Consider the following 16,665-nt stretch of genomic DNA (forward strand, 5'->3'; position numbering starts at 1 on the left):
TTTATGGTAAATAAATGATTGAAGTTAAAAATATTTCTAAGTCATTTATGACAAAAAAAGGTCGGCATTATCTTTTTAAAGATCTCAATCTGACCATTGGTGATAAGCAAAGCGTTGGCTTGCTCGGGCGTAATGGCGCGGGTAAGTCAACCTTGCTGCGTATCATCTGCGGACTCGATGAGCCAGACCATGGTGAGATCATCACCGACTCTACCATCTCATGGCCAGTCGGTGTGGCAGGAGGCTTTCAAGGCAGTTTGACGGGTCGGCAAAACGTACGCTTTGTGTGCCGGCTATATTCAAGCGGGGCCTATATCGATGAAAAAATTCGTTTTGTCGAAGAGTTTGCAGATATTGGTAACTATTTTGATATGCCGGTCAAAAGCTACTCATCTGGTATGAAGGCTCGTTTGACCTTTGGGCTGAGTTTGGCGTTTGATTTTGATTATTATATGCTCGATGAAGCCGGAGCGGTGGGTGACGCGGCATTTCGTAAGCGCAGCGAAGAGGTTTTGGCCGCCCGCCGAGAGCAAGCAGGGTTTTTGATAGTGTCGCATAATATCGGTGATATTAAGCGTAACTGCGATATTGGTATTGTATTAATGGATCAGACAGCACACGTCTTTGAAGATACAACAGAAGCGATTGAGGTTTATGAAAAGCATATCCACAAAGCAAAAAAGTAAGATAATTAACCTCTCGTTATTTATCGGCTTAGTCATACTGCCTTGGGTGCTCGTGATATTTTATGTCATGACGCTGGCTCATCCGCGTTATATATCGACCGCTGATGTGGTGGTAAAGCAAGTCAGCGAGTCAAGTGTGCCGTCCGGTGGTGGTCTGTCTGCGCTACTGGGTGTCAATAGCACCAGCAAAGAAGACGCCACCTATCTGACGGAGTACATTTTATCGAATGATATGGTCAAGCGCCTTGATGATAAGTTTAAGTTTCGCGAGGCTTATTATGTCGATGGTTCAGACCCCATCAATGAGATTGATCCGGATGCCACGCAAGAAGAGCTGCTCGATTACTTCAAAAAGCGGGTACACATCAACCTCGATGAGCAAAGCTATGTGCTGTCGGTGGCGACAGAAGCCTTTGATTCACGCTACGCGTTTGAGCTAAACAAAACCATCTTGAACGAGTCTGAGCAATTCGTAAACCGTATCTCACAAGAAGTTGCGCGTGATCAGTTGGTGTTTGCCGAAACCCAATTAGAAGAGTCACAAGATCGCCTAAACGACGCCAAAGAGCAGCTATTAAACTATCAAAACACCAATGAGATTTATGACCCGCAGGCCAACGCCCAGATTATCAATCAGCTGATTGGCAGCCTACAGGGACAGCTGAGCTCTCTACGTACTGAGGAGCGGCAACTGCTTAGCTATCTCAATCCTGATGCGCCGCAAGTGGTGTCGATCAGAAGCCAAATCAAAGCGATTGAAGCGCAAATTCGTCAAGAGCAAACCAAGCTGACCTCGCCAAATACCACCAAGCTAAACCGTCAAGCGGTGCAGTTTGAGACCATAAAAGCGGATGTGGACTTTGCCACAGAGCTGTATAAGCTATCGCTATCATCACTTGAAAAGGCGCGCCTAGAAGCCTTTAAAAAGATGAAAAACCTGATTGTGATCTCAACCCCTTATGAGGCCGAAGAAGCGTTGTATCCACGCCGCGCTTATATCATTTGGACATCACTTATATTGTTATTGATATTCTACGGTTTTGTGCGTTTGGTGATGGCCGTTGTCCGCGATCATCGTAGCTAGTTTTGCGGTCTGCCAGCTTTGACCGACCAGATATCACTAATGATCGACAGATCAGTAAAGGAATATAATTCATGAATACGAAACCACGTGCGATCGTGATGATGATAAGTGTGGCGATGGCTGCTATGAGCATGTCAGCAAACGCCGTCAGTTATGCTGAGCAAATGGCAGGCTCTAGCTTTGGTACAAGCGCCAATAATGCCAGCCAAGATCAAAATCGCCATAATATCAATGTTTCAACCCAAGCGTTTGCTGGCGGTGTACCTGGACAGGCCACCACCCAAGAAGCGGTGAATGCTGCCAGCTTGCCCAGTCAGTCGGTTATTAACACCACCCGCCCTTACCAAGACATCAACACCCAAGACATGATGTTTGGTGAGCAGCTATTTCGCGGGGCTTTTTCGACCACCTCCGGCTCGACCTTTAACGACAGCTATGTGATAAATCCAGGCGACAATGTCCAAGTACGTATGTGGGGCGCTTATCAATTTGCCTCCACCATGACAGTCGATCCACAAGGCAATATTTTCTTGCCAAACGTCGGTCCGGTACGTATCGCTGGGGTTCAAAACGGCAACTTACAAAACGTGGTCAAAAGCGCGGTCAATCGTATTTATCGCTCAAACGTCGGCGTCTATGCTTCTTTAGAGCAAGCACAGCCGGTCAAAGTATTTGTCACCGGTTTTGTCAAGCAGCCTGGTTATTATGGCGGACTGGCGGCGGACTCGGTGCTGTCTTATCTCGACAGAGCGGGCGGCGTCGACCCAACACGCGGCAGCTTTATCGATATTCAGATCAAACGCAATGGCCAAATGCTCCAGCAAGTCAATCTTTATGATTTTTTATTGGCCGGTAAGTTGCAGCCTTTTGCCTTTCGTGATGGTGATGTGATTACAGTGGCCCCGCAGAAAAAAACCTTTGCCGTGAGTGGTGAGGTACAAAACGAATATACCTTTGAGTTTGATGTCAACGATCTGACCATCGGTGATGTCTTGCAAGTGGCCAATCCTGCCGCAAACGCCACCAACGTCAGTATTACCCGCAGTTCAGGCCGCGCCCAGACAGCGGAGTACTACTCACTGGCAGAGGCGCAAAACGTGCCTGTCTATAATGGTGATCAGATGGTGGTGACCTCAGATCGCTATGCTGGGACGATCGCAGTGCAGGTGAAAGGAGCACATACGGGCAATGGCGCGATGGTGGTGCCCTATGGCGCCCGTCTCAAAGACATCGTGCCGCAATTGCAGCCAAGCCCACTGGCTAAGTTGACACATTTGACCATTTATCGTCAGTCAGTCGCTGAGCAGCAAAAACGCATGATCAATGAGTCGCTTGATCGTCTAGAAGAGCTGACACTTGCCACACAGTCAACGACTCGTGAAGAGGCCGCACTGCGTCAAGATGATGCCGCTTTGGTCAAGCAGTTTGTGGCAAAAGCGCGAAATGTACAGCCTGATGGTCAGATTGTCGTTGTACCAAATTCGTGGCAGGATATTATCTTGCAACAAGGCGATGTCATCGAGATCCCCGCGCAGACGTCTGTGATTACGGTCAATGGACAGGTACGCGCGCAAGGGGCGTTGACCTTTAACCCAGATTATACCGTCGGCGATTATGTGGCCAATTCAGGCGGCTTTGGTGATAATGCAGATACCAAAGAGATTTTGATTATCCATCAAAATGGTGCCAGCGAAGTGGTGAATACCGCTTACCGTATTCAGCAAGGCGATGAGATTATGGTGTTGCCAAAGGTTAAGACCAAGCGAGTAGAGATTGCGCGCGGACTGTCGCAGATTTTCTATCAGTTGGCCATCGCTGCAAAAGTGGTGCTGGATCTATAACGACTGATAGGCGTTTTATAGGATAAGGTGTTTATACTAAAATATCAGTGATTGGTAAATCACTGATTGACAAGGGGAAATAATGGCAAACAGCGTCACAGATGAAGGCAAAAACGCCCCTATATCGGCCTTTGATGACACGCTGTTTTTGCCCTTAACCCAGCGCTTGCGGCCGATGCAACTGGCGGTGATTGGTAAAGGTATGCAGCGTAATAATCTTTTGCTGCCACAAGTGCTGCATGCTGATATTCAGCGCTGGTATCCGTGGTCAGCAGGGCAACAAGGTGTCACGGCTCCTGCTGCATCACTGCTGTCTAGGTTACCCTTACCAAACCGTATCAAAAATCAGATCAAAACCATATCGAAGCCTCAGCCTGAGGCTTTTATCGGTTGGGGACGCAAAAAAAGCTTTCAGCGCGCCCACAAAGCCGCCAGCAAACAAAGCTGTGCTGTGCTGAGTATCGAAGACGGCTTTTTGCGCTCATTAGACTCTGGCATCAGTAGCCGCCATGCTGTCAGTGTGGTCGTCGATGATGTGGGTATTTATTTTGATTTGACCCAAAGCTCGCGCTTAGAGCAGCTTATCGTTGCTCGTGCCAGCTTTGACAATCATAACACTCATAACAATCATAACAATCGTGACAATCGTGACAATCGTGACAGTGCTGGGCATCATGCGCTGCATCACAGTCGTGCTCAGCAGCTGATGTCAAGCATCTGTGCAGAAAAGCTGAGTAAATATAATGCGGTGACGACTTGCCCCTCACTCAATGAGTTGGCAAACAGTAAAGCGGCAAAGCGAAAAGTCGCCAGTACCGCAAACACTCCTCGGCCGCCACATGTCTTATTAATCGATCAAGTCGCAGGCGATGCCTCTGTCAAAGGGGCTGGTGCAGATAAACGTCAGTTTAGACGTATGCTAAAAGCCGCTTGCCGCAATCATCCGAATGCCCATATTTGGATAAAAGCACACCCTGCCGCCCGCACAGGCTATCTGACTGGTCTCAAGTTACCCAAAAATGTGCAGGTGTTGACACAGGTGCTCAATCCTATCGCCTTACTGACGCAGGTCGATCATGTGTATACAGTCAGCTCGCATATGGGTTTTGAGGCGCTGATGCTCGGCAAGCAGGTGCACTGCTTTGGGGTCAACTGGTATAGTGGCTGGGGGCTGACAGATGATAGCGGTGCGCCCAAACGCTTGTATCATACTGTCATGCACCGTCGTCAAAACTTTGCGAAGGGTTTGCCGCCGTCCAAACCACAGCCTAATTCAGCCTTATTTCCACCAGTTTTTTCTCAAACGACGTCTAAAGCCAATATGGCGAGAAACGTGAGCGCAACTTTAGAGGTGTTGTTTTATAGCGCTTATGTCGATTATAGTCACTATGTTGATCCTGCGAGCAGCAAAGCTTGCGACATAGAGACGGCGATTGAGTGGCTGGTGACCAACCGTCACTGGCAGTCGCAGCTGGCAGGTCGTTTGACGGTTTATGAATTTAGCCGCTGGAAGCTGCCATTCGTTAAGGCTTTTGTGGATCTGCCGCGTACTGATTTATTTATCAAACCAAAACCTCGCCTAAAAAACCTGCTGCATCCCGATCATTTACGGGTGGATTATCAGCAGCCGTTACTGGTTTGGGGCTTAGCAAAGCGGCAGCAGGTACAACAAAAACGCCAGCGCAAGCAGGTGGGTTTTGGTGCAGATAGCCCAGCTATCTACTGTATGGAAGATGGTTTTATCCGCTCCAACGGTCTGGGCGCAACGCTACTGGCGCCTTTATCTGTGGTGATAGACAGACAAGGCATCTATTACGACGCCACCGCGCCCTCGGATTTGGAGACGCTGCTACGCCACTGTCAGCCGCTAAGTCAGTCGCAGCGTCAGCGCGTCCAAAACCTACAAACCAAACTGCTTACCCAGCGAGTCAGTAAATACAATGTGGGTGCGAGCATCAGTCGTCAGGCAAGTCGTGATGGCAGCTGGCTCATACAGGCAAAGCAGTCTGGCAAGCGTCGCCTCCTTATCGTTGGACAAGTAGAAGATGATCTCTCTGTGCAGCACTGCGGGTCAATGATCAAAAAAAACCGTGATCTGATCGCGCGCGTTAGGCAAGACAATCCTGATGCATATCTCATTTATAAACCGCATCCTGATGTGGAGGCAGGGCTGCGCGCTGGCAAGGTAGGCGCTGATGGCTTACAGCTGGTAGATGCGGTCGCTTATGATACCGCGATGCCTGACTGCCTAGAAGGGGTCGATGCGGTGCATACCATCAGCTCGTTGACAGGTTTTGAGGCGCTGCTTCGCGGTTTGATTGTGACGTGTTATGGTCTGCCGTTTTATGCAGGGTGGGGGCTGACCACAGATATCGACGCGCAGCTGCCGCCAAAATCTCAATATCTGGCCAGACGTAATCGCGCCACTCCTTTATCGCTTGAGCAGCTATTGTATTGTACTCTGATTCGCTACCCGTTATATCGCCTGCCAAATGGCCATGGGCTGGCGCAAGTGGAGCAGGTCATCGACTATTTGTACCCGCCTGATGACGATGCTTTGATGGCCAGTTCAGAGGCTTTCATTACTCCTAGCACCAAGAGCCCTATGCGCGCTTTATTACCAACGCCTACTCAATTAAAACGCCGCGCCGCGACGCGTTTTATGCAGTATCGCCATCAGTGGCAACAGCGTCTAAGCAATAAACAGCACTAACTTATCTCAACAATCAACGTAAATCCCCTGCGACAGTCATGCCTTTTTTAGGTATAATTGCCTGTCGTTTATGCGGTTTTTTTGTATATTGGCCTGTTTTAATGCGACCTTCTTTTTCTTTGATTAATGGTAATTTGATACTATGACAGCTTCGATGTCTCATCTGCTTACTCATCGACATGTCTTGCTATTACAAGGAAAAATGGGCGGGTTTTTTCATCGTTTCTCAAGTTTTTTGCAGACGCAAGATATCAAGGTCAGCAAGATTAACTTTAATGCTGGCGATGCGCTGTTTTATCATCATCCCAATACTTACGAATACACAGGCACATTGGCGCAGTTTTCGTCGTGGTTGTCTGCTTTTATTCAAGAGCAAGGGGTCGATGCCATCGTCTGCTTTGGCGACTGCCGTCCGCACCATACTCAAGCGGCGCGGGTCGGTGAGCAGCTAGGCACCTCATTTTTCGTATTTGAAGAAGGCTATTTGCGCCCTGATTACATCACCTTGCAAGAGCATGGCATCAATGGCTACTCACGCCTCAATACGGCTGATATCAAGGCGCTGAAAAAAGCCAACGACCAGCCGCTATATACGCATAATCGCTTTTATCGCTTGAGCGTCGCGGCTGTCGTTTACTATGCGGCCACTTGGCTGTATAAAAGCCGCTACCCGCATTATTCCCATTATCGTGGCATGACCGCCTGGCAAGAGGCAATCGCTTGGCTAAAAGCGCCGTGGCGCAAGCTGCGTGGCTACTTACCTGACAAGCGCTTACAACAGCGGCTAACGCGGCAAGATAGCAACAATTATTTTTTGATTAGCTTACAGGTGCATAATGACTCGCAAATCACTCATCACAGTGACTATCGTGATGTGGTGCAGTTTATTGACGAGGCCATCGCAAGCTTTGCCCATCATGCCGATGCTGCGCAGCTGCTGGTATTTAAGCATCATCCGCTAGACCGAGGTCATCGGGATTATCGTGAGTTGGTAGCAAGTTTGGCAGCGCGCTACCAAGTCGCAAACCGAGTGTTTTATGGCTGTGATATGCATCTGCCCACCTTGATGAAGCACAGTATCGGAATGGTGACCATCAATAGCACCACGGGTCTACAATCGGTATATCATAAAAAACCGACCAAAGTTATGGGCCGCGCTATCTATGACACTCCCAAACTGACGGATCAAAAGCCACTCGATAAATTCTGGCAGCAGCCAAAGGGCCCCGACAACGAGTTTTATCTGCGCTTTCGTGAGTATCTGATAGAGCAAACTCAGCTAAATGGTGCTTTTTATGGCAAGTCGCCATGGATATATAAGTATCTGAGCGCGACAAAAGACACTGACGATTCGGCGTTCTCTGAGAGTAAGATGCCCTAAAAAATAACGGGGATAAACGTGAAATATCGCAAAAGACACAGGCGCGATAAACAAATTAGCCAACAATCTGTTGCCTTCTTTTTTTCTGTAGCGTTATCGGCTTGTAACCTCACTGGTAAATCCTTTGCCAACAAATAAAATCGCCTTACTTTATAGTGGAAAACTGCTAGAATACGCTTTTATGTTTGCGCATAACGGTTGGCTCTTCAGTGGTTGATTAAAAATAGTGATACCGGATATCGGTCTGATAATGTCTGGATCTTTATGGCTCATTTATAGGCCGCCAGTTTTTAGATATCGACTTTTTAGATAGCGACCGTGTGACATGCGCCTGACAGCATTTGCTCGAATCTTTTATTCTATCACCCTTAATTTAGTAGGCGCTTTGTGACTGCATTAGCAAATATTCGTAACTTTTCAATCATTGCCCACATTGATCATGGCAAGTCGACGCTTGCCGATCGTTTTATCCAGATGTGCGGTGCCTTGCAAGATCGCGAGATGCAAGCGCAGGTACTCGACTCCATGGATATCGAGCGTGAGCGCGGTATCACGATTAAGGCGCAGTCGGTCACTTTGTTTTATGACCATCCAAATGGCGAGCGCTATCAGCTTAACTTTATTGACACACCAGGCCACGTCGACTTTTCTTATGAAGTGTCGCGCTCACTTGCTGCCTGTGAAGGGGCACTGCTGGTGGTGGACGCCGCGCAAGGCGTCGAAGCACAGTCGGTGGCCAACTGCTACACCGCGGTCGATCAAGGTTTGGAGGTTATGGCAGTCTTAAATAAAATTGATTTGCCACAAGTAGAGCCTGAGCGCGTGATTCAAGAGATTGAAGACATCATCGGGATTGAAGCCATTGATGCGCCGCGTGTCTCTGCCAAATCAGGTCTAGGCGTCGATAAGCTATTAGAAACGTTAGTAGATGTTATCCCTGCGCCAACAGGCGACCGCGAAGCCCCGTTACAAGCCCTTATCATTGACTCTTGGTTTGACAGCTATTTGGGCGTGGTATCGTTGGTTCGTGTCCGTGAAGGGACGGTGAAAAAAGGTGATAAGATTTATATCAAATCGACCAAAGAGTCTCATCCTGTCAGCTCTATCGGTGTCTTTACGCCAAAACCTGTCGACACCGGCGTCCTAGAAGCAGGGGAAGTGGGTTTTGTCATCGCTGGTATCAAGGACATCGCAGGCGCGCCGGTGGGTGATACCATAACGCATGCCAGCACACCTGACGTTGAGCGTATCCCAGGTTTTCAGCAAGTCACTCCGCAGGTCTATGCAGGCATGTTCCCTGTCGATGCCAATGATTTTGAAAAATTCCGTGAAGCCTTACAAAAACTACAAATCAACGACGCCTCGCTTTTCTTTGAGCCAGACACCTCGGATGCGTTAGGGTTTGGTTTCCGCTGTGGCTTTTTGGGCATGCTGCATATGGAGATTATCCAAGAGCGTTTAGAGCGCGAGTATGACTTGGATTTGATCACCACTGCGCCGTCGGTGATTTATGAGATTGTCAAAAAAGACGGTGAGATTATCTATGTCGATAACCCATCGAGATTGCCTGAGCCAAACAATATCGAAGAGTTCCGCGAGCCGATTGCCCGTTGTCAGATTTTAGTACCGCAAGATTACTTGGGCAACGTCATGACTTTGTGTATCGAGCGCCGCGGCGTACAGGTCGATATGCGCTTTATGGGCAAGCAAGTCCAGCTGATCTTTGATATTCCGATGGGTGAGGTGGTCATGGACTTCTTTGACCGTCTAAAGTCAGTCTCGCGCGGCTTTGCCTCATTGGATTATAACTTTGAGCGTTATCAAGTCGATAAGCTGGTGAAAGTGGATGTACTCATCAATGGTGATCGAGTTGATGCGCTAGCGATGATTGTCCATCAGGACCAAGCACGCTTCCGTGGCAACCAGCTAGTGACCAAAATGAAAGAGCTGATTCCGCGTCAGATGTTTGATGTGGCAATTCAGGCGGCGATTGGTAGCCAGATTATCGGCCGTAGTACGGTTAAAGCCATGCGTAAAGATGTCCTAGCCAAATGTTATGGCGGTGACGTATCACGTAAGAAAAAGCTGTTGGCTAAGCAAAAAGCGGGTAAAAAACGTATGAAGCAGGTGGGTAGCGTCGAGATTCCACAAGAAGCCTTCTTAGCCGTGCTGCAAGTGGATAGTTAAGAGTACATGCTGCTTTGGTAAAGGTTTGATAAAAAATACGTCACATATGGTTTGATCTTATCGAGGCTGCAATAAGATAAGCCGCTCGTTAATAGGCAAGTTATTATGGATTTTGATTTTAATTTAATTTTAGTGCCATTAACCATCGGCTTAGGTATCATTTGGCTATTAGATAAGTTGACCCTCAAACAGCGTAAGACTCGCGGACGCGGCAAGGAGAGCTTATTGGTCCGCTGGGCTTATGACTTTTTCCCCGTATTGGCCGTGGTGTTAGTGGTACGCTCATTTTTGATTGAGCCTTTTAATATTCCCTCATCATCGATGGTGCCTACGCTGTACACAGGCGACTTTATCGCGGTCAATAAGTATGCGTATGGTGTGCGTCTGCCTTTGACGTACAATAAAGTATTGGACACAGGCGAGCCTGAGCATGGCGACGTGGCCGTGTTTCGCTATCCAGAAAACCCAAGTATTTACTACATAAAGCGTGTGATTGGTCTGCCAGGGGATACGGTGAGCTATGATAACGGGACGCTTGCGATCAATGACGTACCAGTGAAAACCAAGCCTGTCAGCTTTACGGCCAATACAGATCTGACGTCTCAGCTTTATTTGCCAGGACAGATTGCCCCCGGTCAAATACTCACCGAAGAGAGCGCTGCTGCCATGGGCCAGCAAGAAGAGCGTGAAGCGCAGTATTTTGCCGAAACCCAAGGGGATACGACGCATCTTGTGCGCTACTTGACCGATATGAATAGCGCGCAATATGCGCCTTTTTTGCAGCAACAAGCGCCAGAAGTGGTCAGCTCTGAGGGCACACAGTGGCGTATCCAGGTACCAGAAGGTCAGTATTTTGTGATGGGTGATAACCGTGATCGCAGTGCTGACGGTCGGTTTTGGGGTTTTGTGCCCGAACAAAACCTAGCGGGCAAAGCGGTCTACATCTGGATGCATAAGCCACCAGGTCTAAACCTGCCCACTTTTGCACGTAACGGTACGATTCACTAACCGTAAAGGCTGACTAGAGCGCCTCTTCACTTAGGGTTTGGTTTGAGGCAGCGCGTACAAGCATGATATGTCTGCTGATAAAAAGCAGCAGCGCCGCTATTGGTTTTTTTATCGATAATCGTTTTGTGCTACTATTGTTACTATCTAATCAACGATCGTCTCATAGGTAGGCGGCGGTTAAAAATGGTGATTTATCAATATGGACCAGTAGAGGAAAAGGATCATGCAGCAGATATCTGGCTTGGCAACGCAGCGCGGTGCAAGTGTGACCAGTATCGTTTTAGTCATTATGGTTTTGGGTGTTGCTGCCAAACTCATCGTTGCTATCGTACCCGCTCACATCGGTGATTATCAGTTAAATAAGACTTTGAGTGCCCAGCTAAAAGAGTCGAATAATAATAATGAAACCGCCAGACAGTACGTCGAACGTGTCAATCGGCAGCTATCTATCAACGCTGATTATGACACCAAAGCAGAAGATGTCTTTACCTTTACCAATAAAAAAACGGGTCAACTGGCGATTCATAAGCAGTATGCGGTCACCAATAACTTCTTTGGCAATGTCGATATCGTCAATCGTTTTGAGGCCGATATCGATATGAATAGCGCAGAGTAGCGCAGCCTAGCCGCCGATGATTTTTATAGCGCATTTATCATTCTAACCATTCACCACCTCAGTAAAAACAGAAGGGATAACCATAAGCCACGCATGAAACCAACTTCGCAGCATTCCCAAGCGGTTACTACTCCCAAAAAAAATAGCACGTCTGTCGACAACCACGTTGTGAGTACAGAGTTTGCCCAACGATTAGCGGTTTTGACGCGCAAATTAGGCTATGTGTTCAACGATTTGAGCTTGCCAAAGCTTGCGCTGACGCACCGCTCTTTTGACAGCAAAAAAAACTACGAGCGTTTAGAGTTTTTGGGTGACGCCCTGCTAGGGATGATCGTCGGAGAAGCTTTGTACCATCGTTATCCGGCGCAAAATGAAGGGCGATTGACGCGTATGCGAGCCACCTTGGTACGTCAAGAGTCGCTGGTAATCATCGCGCAAAATCTTGAGCTCTCCAACCATTTGATATTGGGCGTTGGTGAGCGTAAAGGTGGCGGACGCAATCGCGCTTCTATCTTGGCCGATGCTGTAGAGTCTTTGATTGGGGCGATTTACCTAGATAGCCAAGACATGGACATCACGCGCCAGTGCGTACTGTCGTGGTATGGGGATTTGATCGACAATGTCAACGATCAAAAAGCCTTAAAAGATGCCAAAAGCCGTTTGCAAGAGTGGCTACAGTCCAAGCAATTTGATTTACCGCATTATGAGCTATTAGAGACTCGAGGGAATGCGCCGCATCAGATATTTGTGGTGCGCTGTCATGTCAATATCAATGAATGCCCTGACATTACTGAGTCTGGTGAGAGTCGCCGTATCGCTGAGCAAAAAGCGGCCGAGCTGATGATTAATCAACTGCACAAGCTGCCAAACTCTGTCAAAAAACGCTTGTAGCAAGTGATAAACCCACAGCCTGACATATAATATGGTTATTGCAAGGTAAGTTTGTCCACGTTGATTTTACTCGTCTTGACCGCATATATTATAAATGTTTACCTATATATTAGCCCATAACGCAATGGATGTTTTAATATTGGTGATAACGCACCATTTAACGCCTAGTGATTTTTTATCAAACACCGTTTGGCTGGTGATAAACCCTACAGGATTACCTTATGAGCAATCATTCTGATTTGCCATCACACAATGCAGATAATACTGACAATATGACTGAAAACACCCCCATGCCCGCAGACCAAAATCAGGTAGCAATGAGCACAGACGAGATCAATCAGTCAGAAGATGTCTCATTAGAAAACGATGCCGCCATTGAGGCGTTTTTTGCCCCGAGTAGCCAGATGCGTATCGCGGAAGATTTCAAGTCGGGCTATGTGGCGATTGTTGGTCGTCCAAACGTGGGTAAATCGACGCTGATGAACCACTTGCTTGGGCAAAAACTGTCTATTACCTCGCGCAAGCCGCAAACCACCAGACATCGTATCCACGGTATTTTGTCAAACCATGAGATGCAAGCGGTGTTTGTCGATACGCCAGGTATCCATCGTAACGAAGTACGTGCAATCAATGAGCGTATGAACAAAGCTGCGGTTTCGGCTTTGGTCGATGTTGATTTGGTGCTGTTTGTGGTCGATTCGGATCAATGGCGCGATGACGATCTGCTTACCTTGCAAAAACTTGGTGAGACAGATCTGACCGTGGTATTGGTAATCAATAAAGCTGATACCTTAAAGGATAAAGGTACGCTACTGCCCTTGATCGAAACGTTCCACGAAAGCTTTGACTTTGCTGATATCGTTCCTGTGTCTGCGCTAAAAAACCAAAACCTCGATCGCTTACAAGAGGTGATCGCCTCACACTTACCAGTGGCGTCCCCTATTTATGACACCGAGCAAATCACCGACCGCTCAGAGCGCTTTTTGGCCAGTGAAATCATTCGCGAAAAAATCATGCGCAGTGCAGGCGATGAAGTGCCCTATGATTTGACCGTGCAAATTGATGAGTTCAAAGACGAGCCTGCGCATACAGATGCCAAAACTGGCCGTCCACGCAAAGCTTGTACCTTTATTGATGCGACCATCTATGTGGAGCGTAGCGGACAAAAAGCCATCGTCATCGGAGATAAAGGCCAGCGTATCAAGCAAGTCGGCATGGACGCTCGCAAGGATATGGAGCAACTGTTTGACAAAAAAATCATGCTGACCTTATGGGTAAAAGTTAAACGTGGCTGGTCTGATGACGAACGAGCCTTGACCAGTTTGGGCTATTGATGAGCAGCGATACCTATAGTTATAGCCGTTTTTAAGCCACCTGATAAACATGGGTGCTGAGGTAATAGACATGCGTAACGAAGCGTTGACAGGTTACTTATTGCATCAGCGTCCTTATCAAGAAAAGCGCGCATTATATTGTCTTTTTTCTCAGCAGCATGGGGTCATACATGGGGTTGGCAAAAAAGGCGCACCGCTATTTATGCCTTTGCAGCTATTTGCCAGTGGCAAGCGTGATTTAAAGACGTTTAGTCAAATCAACATCGCTGTGCATAGTAACAGTAATAGACATGAAAAAGCCTCTTCAGATGCTCATCCCAATGATACAGCGGTAGATGACGCTCACACGCTTGCGGCCATGCCTTATGAGACAATCACGGGTCAGCAGCAGTATTCGGCATTGTATCTCAACGAGATATTGTGGCGTCTTTTGCCAACCGAAGACCCAATGCCGGTACTGTGGCAGCACTACCAAAACAGCCTATACCAACTCAAACAGCCTTTGACCCAGCAGCAGCTGCGTCTATGCTTGCGTCAATTTGAAAAGCACCTATTTGATGAGCTTGGTTTTACCCTGACTCTCAGTCATGACAGTATGCAAGACGCGATTGTGCCTGAGGGACTATATCGGTTTTTGCCAGATGCTGGGTTTTTGGCCATATCGCTTGACACCATAGAGTCTGAGCGTTTAACAAGTGCCAATGGCTATGCGGTGTTTTTGGGTGCAGATATCATAACAATGGCGCAGTCAGGCATCACTACCACGACGCTAGACGACTGGTCAAAACTACATCGTCATCTGATTGATCATTTATTAGAGTATCAGCCCCTGCAAAGTCGATTGTTGTGGCAGCAGCAGCGGCGCTATCAATGATTACGTCTTAGCGGTAGTCACATTTATCAATCAATCGTTACGTTATCAATCAATCGTTACGTCTATCAATAGTCATGCCTGTCTATTAGGTCTCGTTATTAAAAGGATGTCTTATGACCACTTCTTCATTATCCGCCGCTCATGGTACTTTGCAAAAACCTTTGTTAGGCGTCAATATTGACCATGTAGCGACATTGCGTCAAGCACGCGGTGTCAATTATCCAAGCCCTTTGGCAGCCGCTTTACTGTGTGAAAAGGCGGGCGCTGACGGTATCACGATACACCTACGCGAAGATCGTCGCCATATTCAAGATGCTGATGTCTATGAGATAGCAGAGCAGCTGACGACGAGAATGAATTTAGAAATCGCTGCAACAGAGGAGATGCTAAAAATTGCCAGTGAGGTCAAGCCATACTGGGTATGTCTGGTACCTGAAAAGCGTGCTGAGCTAACCACAGAAGGCGGTCTGGATGTCGCAGGACAACTGGCTTGGTTGACCGATTATATCGGCAAGCTACAAGCGGCGGGCATTAAAGTGTCACTGTTTATTGACCCTGACGACAAACAAGTCGCAGCAGCCATCAAGTGCGGCGCGGATGCCATCGAGCTACATACCGGTGCTTATGCCGAAGCAGGTTTGGCCGGTGATGTAGATGCCCAGCAAAATGAGCTTGCGCGTATCAAAGCGGCGGTTGCGACTGCGCAACGTCTCAATAACCAGCTACTGGTCAATGCAGGTCATGGCCTCACACTTGACAATGTCCATGCTATTGCACAGATAGAAGGGATTTATGAGTTAAACATCGGCCATGCGCTCATCGCAGATGCCGTATTTGCCGGACTAGAGCAGGCCGTCGTGATGATGAAGCAGGCCATGCATCAAGGCGGCTAATGCATATATAGCCAATCCGATATAAAAACGATACAGCGAGCGGCGTCGTCACAGCACGCAAGAAAAACAATTCTTTATTGAGCCGTTTTTAGCCCACTTAGATAACTGTCGAGTGAATTGAAAGCACGCCCTAGCTATTACACTGCGTAGGATGATGCTCATTGTGCTTTTGCTTGATGATACCTCGTTGGTTAAATGAGATAAGATACATGGCTTTATTATAAGTGGCCGTTGGGCAGTATTTTATATGACCAAAGTGCCCACGCGGTTTGCCACTATCTCCCCAAAACTTAGTATAGTGGCGTCTGCCGCCTACGCGTAACATCACCTTACTGTATTTTAGATTCAGTGACTGCTGCACCAACAGCTGATCGACCTGCGCATCGAAGTGCTTGTTGTTATTTTTATCGATAAATAACAAAAGGGTTTTGTCACTGTTTCTATGACAGCGGCCACCTGCGTTTGATAAGCACAGCAACACGTTTTGTCTTCTGATAAAACTTTCAGCCTTGGCTAATGCAAGTGTATCCTCTAATTGGTTTTTGACGCGTTCAGCTTCCATCCGCGCCAGCTGCGTCTGTATGGCTGGCACCGCCATCATCGCTATAATAGCCAGTATCGCAACTGTGATAATCAGCTGAATTAAGGTGAAACCCTGACAACTTTTATACACGTGCGAACAATTCGCGATTTTGGGTTTATCTAATGAAGTGATTGGATATGGTGAGCGTGGAGACCAAGCTATACAGTCTTTACCTCTCTTATAAAGCAAGTAACGTCTTACTTTGTCAAATAACAGTGCGTCCAAGACCAACATTACTTTACCAGCGCGACCAACGCGGCAAACTCTAAGTAGCTCTATCCTAAGTAGCCAGTTCATGAGGTGTGTAACCTATACTAAGTGAAGGAATCTAATAACGAGGTCCCACTTATTTCCTTGTTACTTCATTTTATATTTGTATATTCAAATATATTGCTGGTTTTTTATCAAAGTGCCATTATTTTGCTTTACATAAAACTGTATAAATACAACCCCACTCTCAACTTCGAAAGTGATTGAAAAAAGAAGAGCACCTCACTAATCTATTGTTTTCGACCAAGAATACAATGGAGTTGTGAGATGCCCATAGACGAATTTATCATCAATATCTATTTAA

The 16,665-nt window shown here is 47.4% G+C and carries 13 protein-coding genes; 12 read left to right on the forward strand and 1 reads right to left on the reverse strand.

The features are described 5' to 3' along the window. Positions 1–14 precede the first annotated feature (14 nt). The 12 genes from JMX98_RS11290 (at position 15) to pdxJ (ending at position 15,508) form a co-directional block, all read left to right on the forward strand. Positions 15–686, forward strand: a complete 672-nt coding sequence (locus JMX98_RS11290) for an ABC transporter ATP-binding protein (RefSeq protein ID WP_192995928.1) — start codon at positions 15–17, stop codon at positions 684–686. Next, positions 655–1,770 (forward strand): capsule biosynthesis protein, encoded by a 1,116-nt coding sequence (locus JMX98_RS11295; protein ID WP_201586707.1) that lies wholly within the window; start codon positions 655–657, stop codon positions 1,768–1,770. The genes JMX98_RS11290 and JMX98_RS11295 overlap by 32 nt, the downstream gene beginning before the upstream one ends. A gap of 71 nt (positions 1,771–1,841) precedes the next feature. Further along, positions 1,842–3,611, forward strand: coding sequence for a polysaccharide biosynthesis/export family protein (locus JMX98_RS11300; RefSeq protein WP_201586708.1), 1,770 nt, complete (start codon positions 1,842–1,844; stop codon positions 3,609–3,611). Between the two features lie 82 nt (positions 3,612–3,693). Then, entirely contained in the window at positions 3,694–6,324 is a 2,631-nt protein-coding gene (locus tag JMX98_RS11305) for a capsular polysaccharide biosynthesis protein (RefSeq protein ID WP_201586709.1), read from the forward strand. Positions 6,325–6,478: 154 nt separating this feature from the next. Then, complete coding sequence (locus JMX98_RS11310) at positions 6,479–7,705, forward strand: capsule biosynthesis protein (protein WP_227680149.1); 1,227 nt, start codon at positions 6,479–6,481, stop codon at positions 7,703–7,705. Positions 7,706–8,092: 387 nt separating this feature from the next. Then, positions 8,093–9,892 (forward strand): translation elongation factor 4, encoded by a 1,800-nt coding sequence (lepA, locus tag JMX98_RS11315; protein WP_201586711.1) that lies wholly within the window; start codon positions 8,093–8,095, stop codon positions 9,890–9,892. Positions 9,893–9,997: 105 nt separating this feature from the next. Further along, entirely contained in the window at positions 9,998–10,900 is a 903-nt protein-coding gene (gene lepB / locus JMX98_RS11320; protein WP_075102008.1) for a signal peptidase I, read from the forward strand. A 223-nt stretch (positions 10,901–11,123) separates the two neighbouring features. Further along, the gene (locus JMX98_RS11325) at positions 11,124–11,516 is read left to right on the forward strand and encodes a DUF4845 domain-containing protein (protein WP_226941337.1); all 393 of its coding nucleotides are present in this window, start codon (positions 11,124–11,126) and stop codon (positions 11,514–11,516) included. A 93-nt stretch (positions 11,517–11,609) separates the two neighbouring features. Then, the gene (gene rnc / locus JMX98_RS11330) at positions 11,610–12,407 is read left to right on the forward strand and encodes a ribonuclease III (RefSeq protein ID WP_201586712.1); all 798 of its coding nucleotides are present in this window, start codon (positions 11,610–11,612) and stop codon (positions 12,405–12,407) included. A gap of 317 nt (positions 12,408–12,724) precedes the next feature. Next, positions 12,725–13,741, forward strand: a complete 1,017-nt coding sequence (gene era / locus JMX98_RS11335; protein ID WP_201586716.1) for a GTPase Era — start codon at positions 12,725–12,727, stop codon at positions 13,739–13,741. Between the two features lie 70 nt (positions 13,742–13,811). Next, positions 13,812–14,615 carry a DNA repair protein RecO gene (gene recO, locus JMX98_RS11340; RefSeq protein WP_201586713.1) on the forward strand — a complete coding sequence of 268 codons (804 nt, stop codon included), beginning with the start codon at positions 13,812–13,814 and terminating at the stop codon, positions 14,613–14,615. Positions 14,616–14,728: 113 nt separating this feature from the next. Further along, entirely contained in the window at positions 14,729–15,508 is a 780-nt protein-coding gene (pdxJ, locus tag JMX98_RS11345; protein WP_227680152.1) for a pyridoxine 5'-phosphate synthase, read from the forward strand. 130 nt (positions 15,509–15,638) lie between these two features. Here the strand turns inward: pdxJ and JMX98_RS11350 are convergent, their stop codons facing one another. Further along, a complete protein-coding gene (locus tag JMX98_RS11350; protein ID WP_265089379.1) occupies positions 15,639–16,181 on the reverse strand; it encodes a Tfp pilus assembly protein FimT/FimU in 543 nt (180 codons plus the stop codon). Positions 16,182–16,665: the final 484 nt, after the last annotated feature.

It is taken from the genome of Psychrobacter sp. HII-4, assembly GCF_904846595.1.
Classification (GTDB): Bacteria; Pseudomonadota; Gammaproteobacteria; order Pseudomonadales; family Moraxellaceae; genus Psychrobacter; species Psychrobacter celer.

Excerpts from the sequence above, each read along its gene's own strand:
- JMX98_RS11290 (WP_192995928.1), top strand. The coding sequence starts at position 15 with ATGATTGAAGTTAAAAATATTTCTAAGTCATTTATGACAAAAAAAGGT.
- JMX98_RS11295 (WP_201586707.1), top strand. The coding sequence starts at position 655 with ATGAAAAGCATATCCACAAAGCAAAAAAGTAAGATAATTAACCTCTCG.
- JMX98_RS11300 (WP_201586708.1), top strand. The coding sequence starts at position 1,842 with ATGAATACGAAACCACGTGCGATCGTGATGATGATAAGTGTGGCGATG.
- JMX98_RS11305 (WP_201586709.1), top strand. The coding sequence starts at position 3,694 with ATGGCAAACAGCGTCACAGATGAAGGCAAAAACGCCCCTATATCGGCC.
- JMX98_RS11310 (WP_227680149.1), top strand. The coding sequence starts at position 6,479 with ATGTCTCATCTGCTTACTCATCGACATGTCTTGCTATTACAAGGAAAA.
- lepB (WP_075102008.1), top strand. The coding sequence starts at position 9,998 with ATGGATTTTGATTTTAATTTAATTTTAGTGCCATTAACCATCGGCTTA.
- JMX98_RS11325 (WP_226941337.1), top strand. The coding sequence starts at position 11,124 with ATGCAGCAGATATCTGGCTTGGCAACGCAGCGCGGTGCAAGTGTGACC.
- rnc (WP_201586712.1), top strand. The coding sequence starts at position 11,610 with ATGAAACCAACTTCGCAGCATTCCCAAGCGGTTACTACTCCCAAAAAA.
- era (WP_201586716.1), top strand. The coding sequence starts at position 12,725 with ATGAGCACAGACGAGATCAATCAGTCAGAAGATGTCTCATTAGAAAAC.
- recO (WP_201586713.1), top strand. The coding sequence starts at position 13,812 with ATGCGTAACGAAGCGTTGACAGGTTACTTATTGCATCAGCGTCCTTAT.
- pdxJ (WP_227680152.1), top strand. The coding sequence starts at position 14,729 with ATGACCACTTCTTCATTATCCGCCGCTCATGGTACTTTGCAAAAACCT.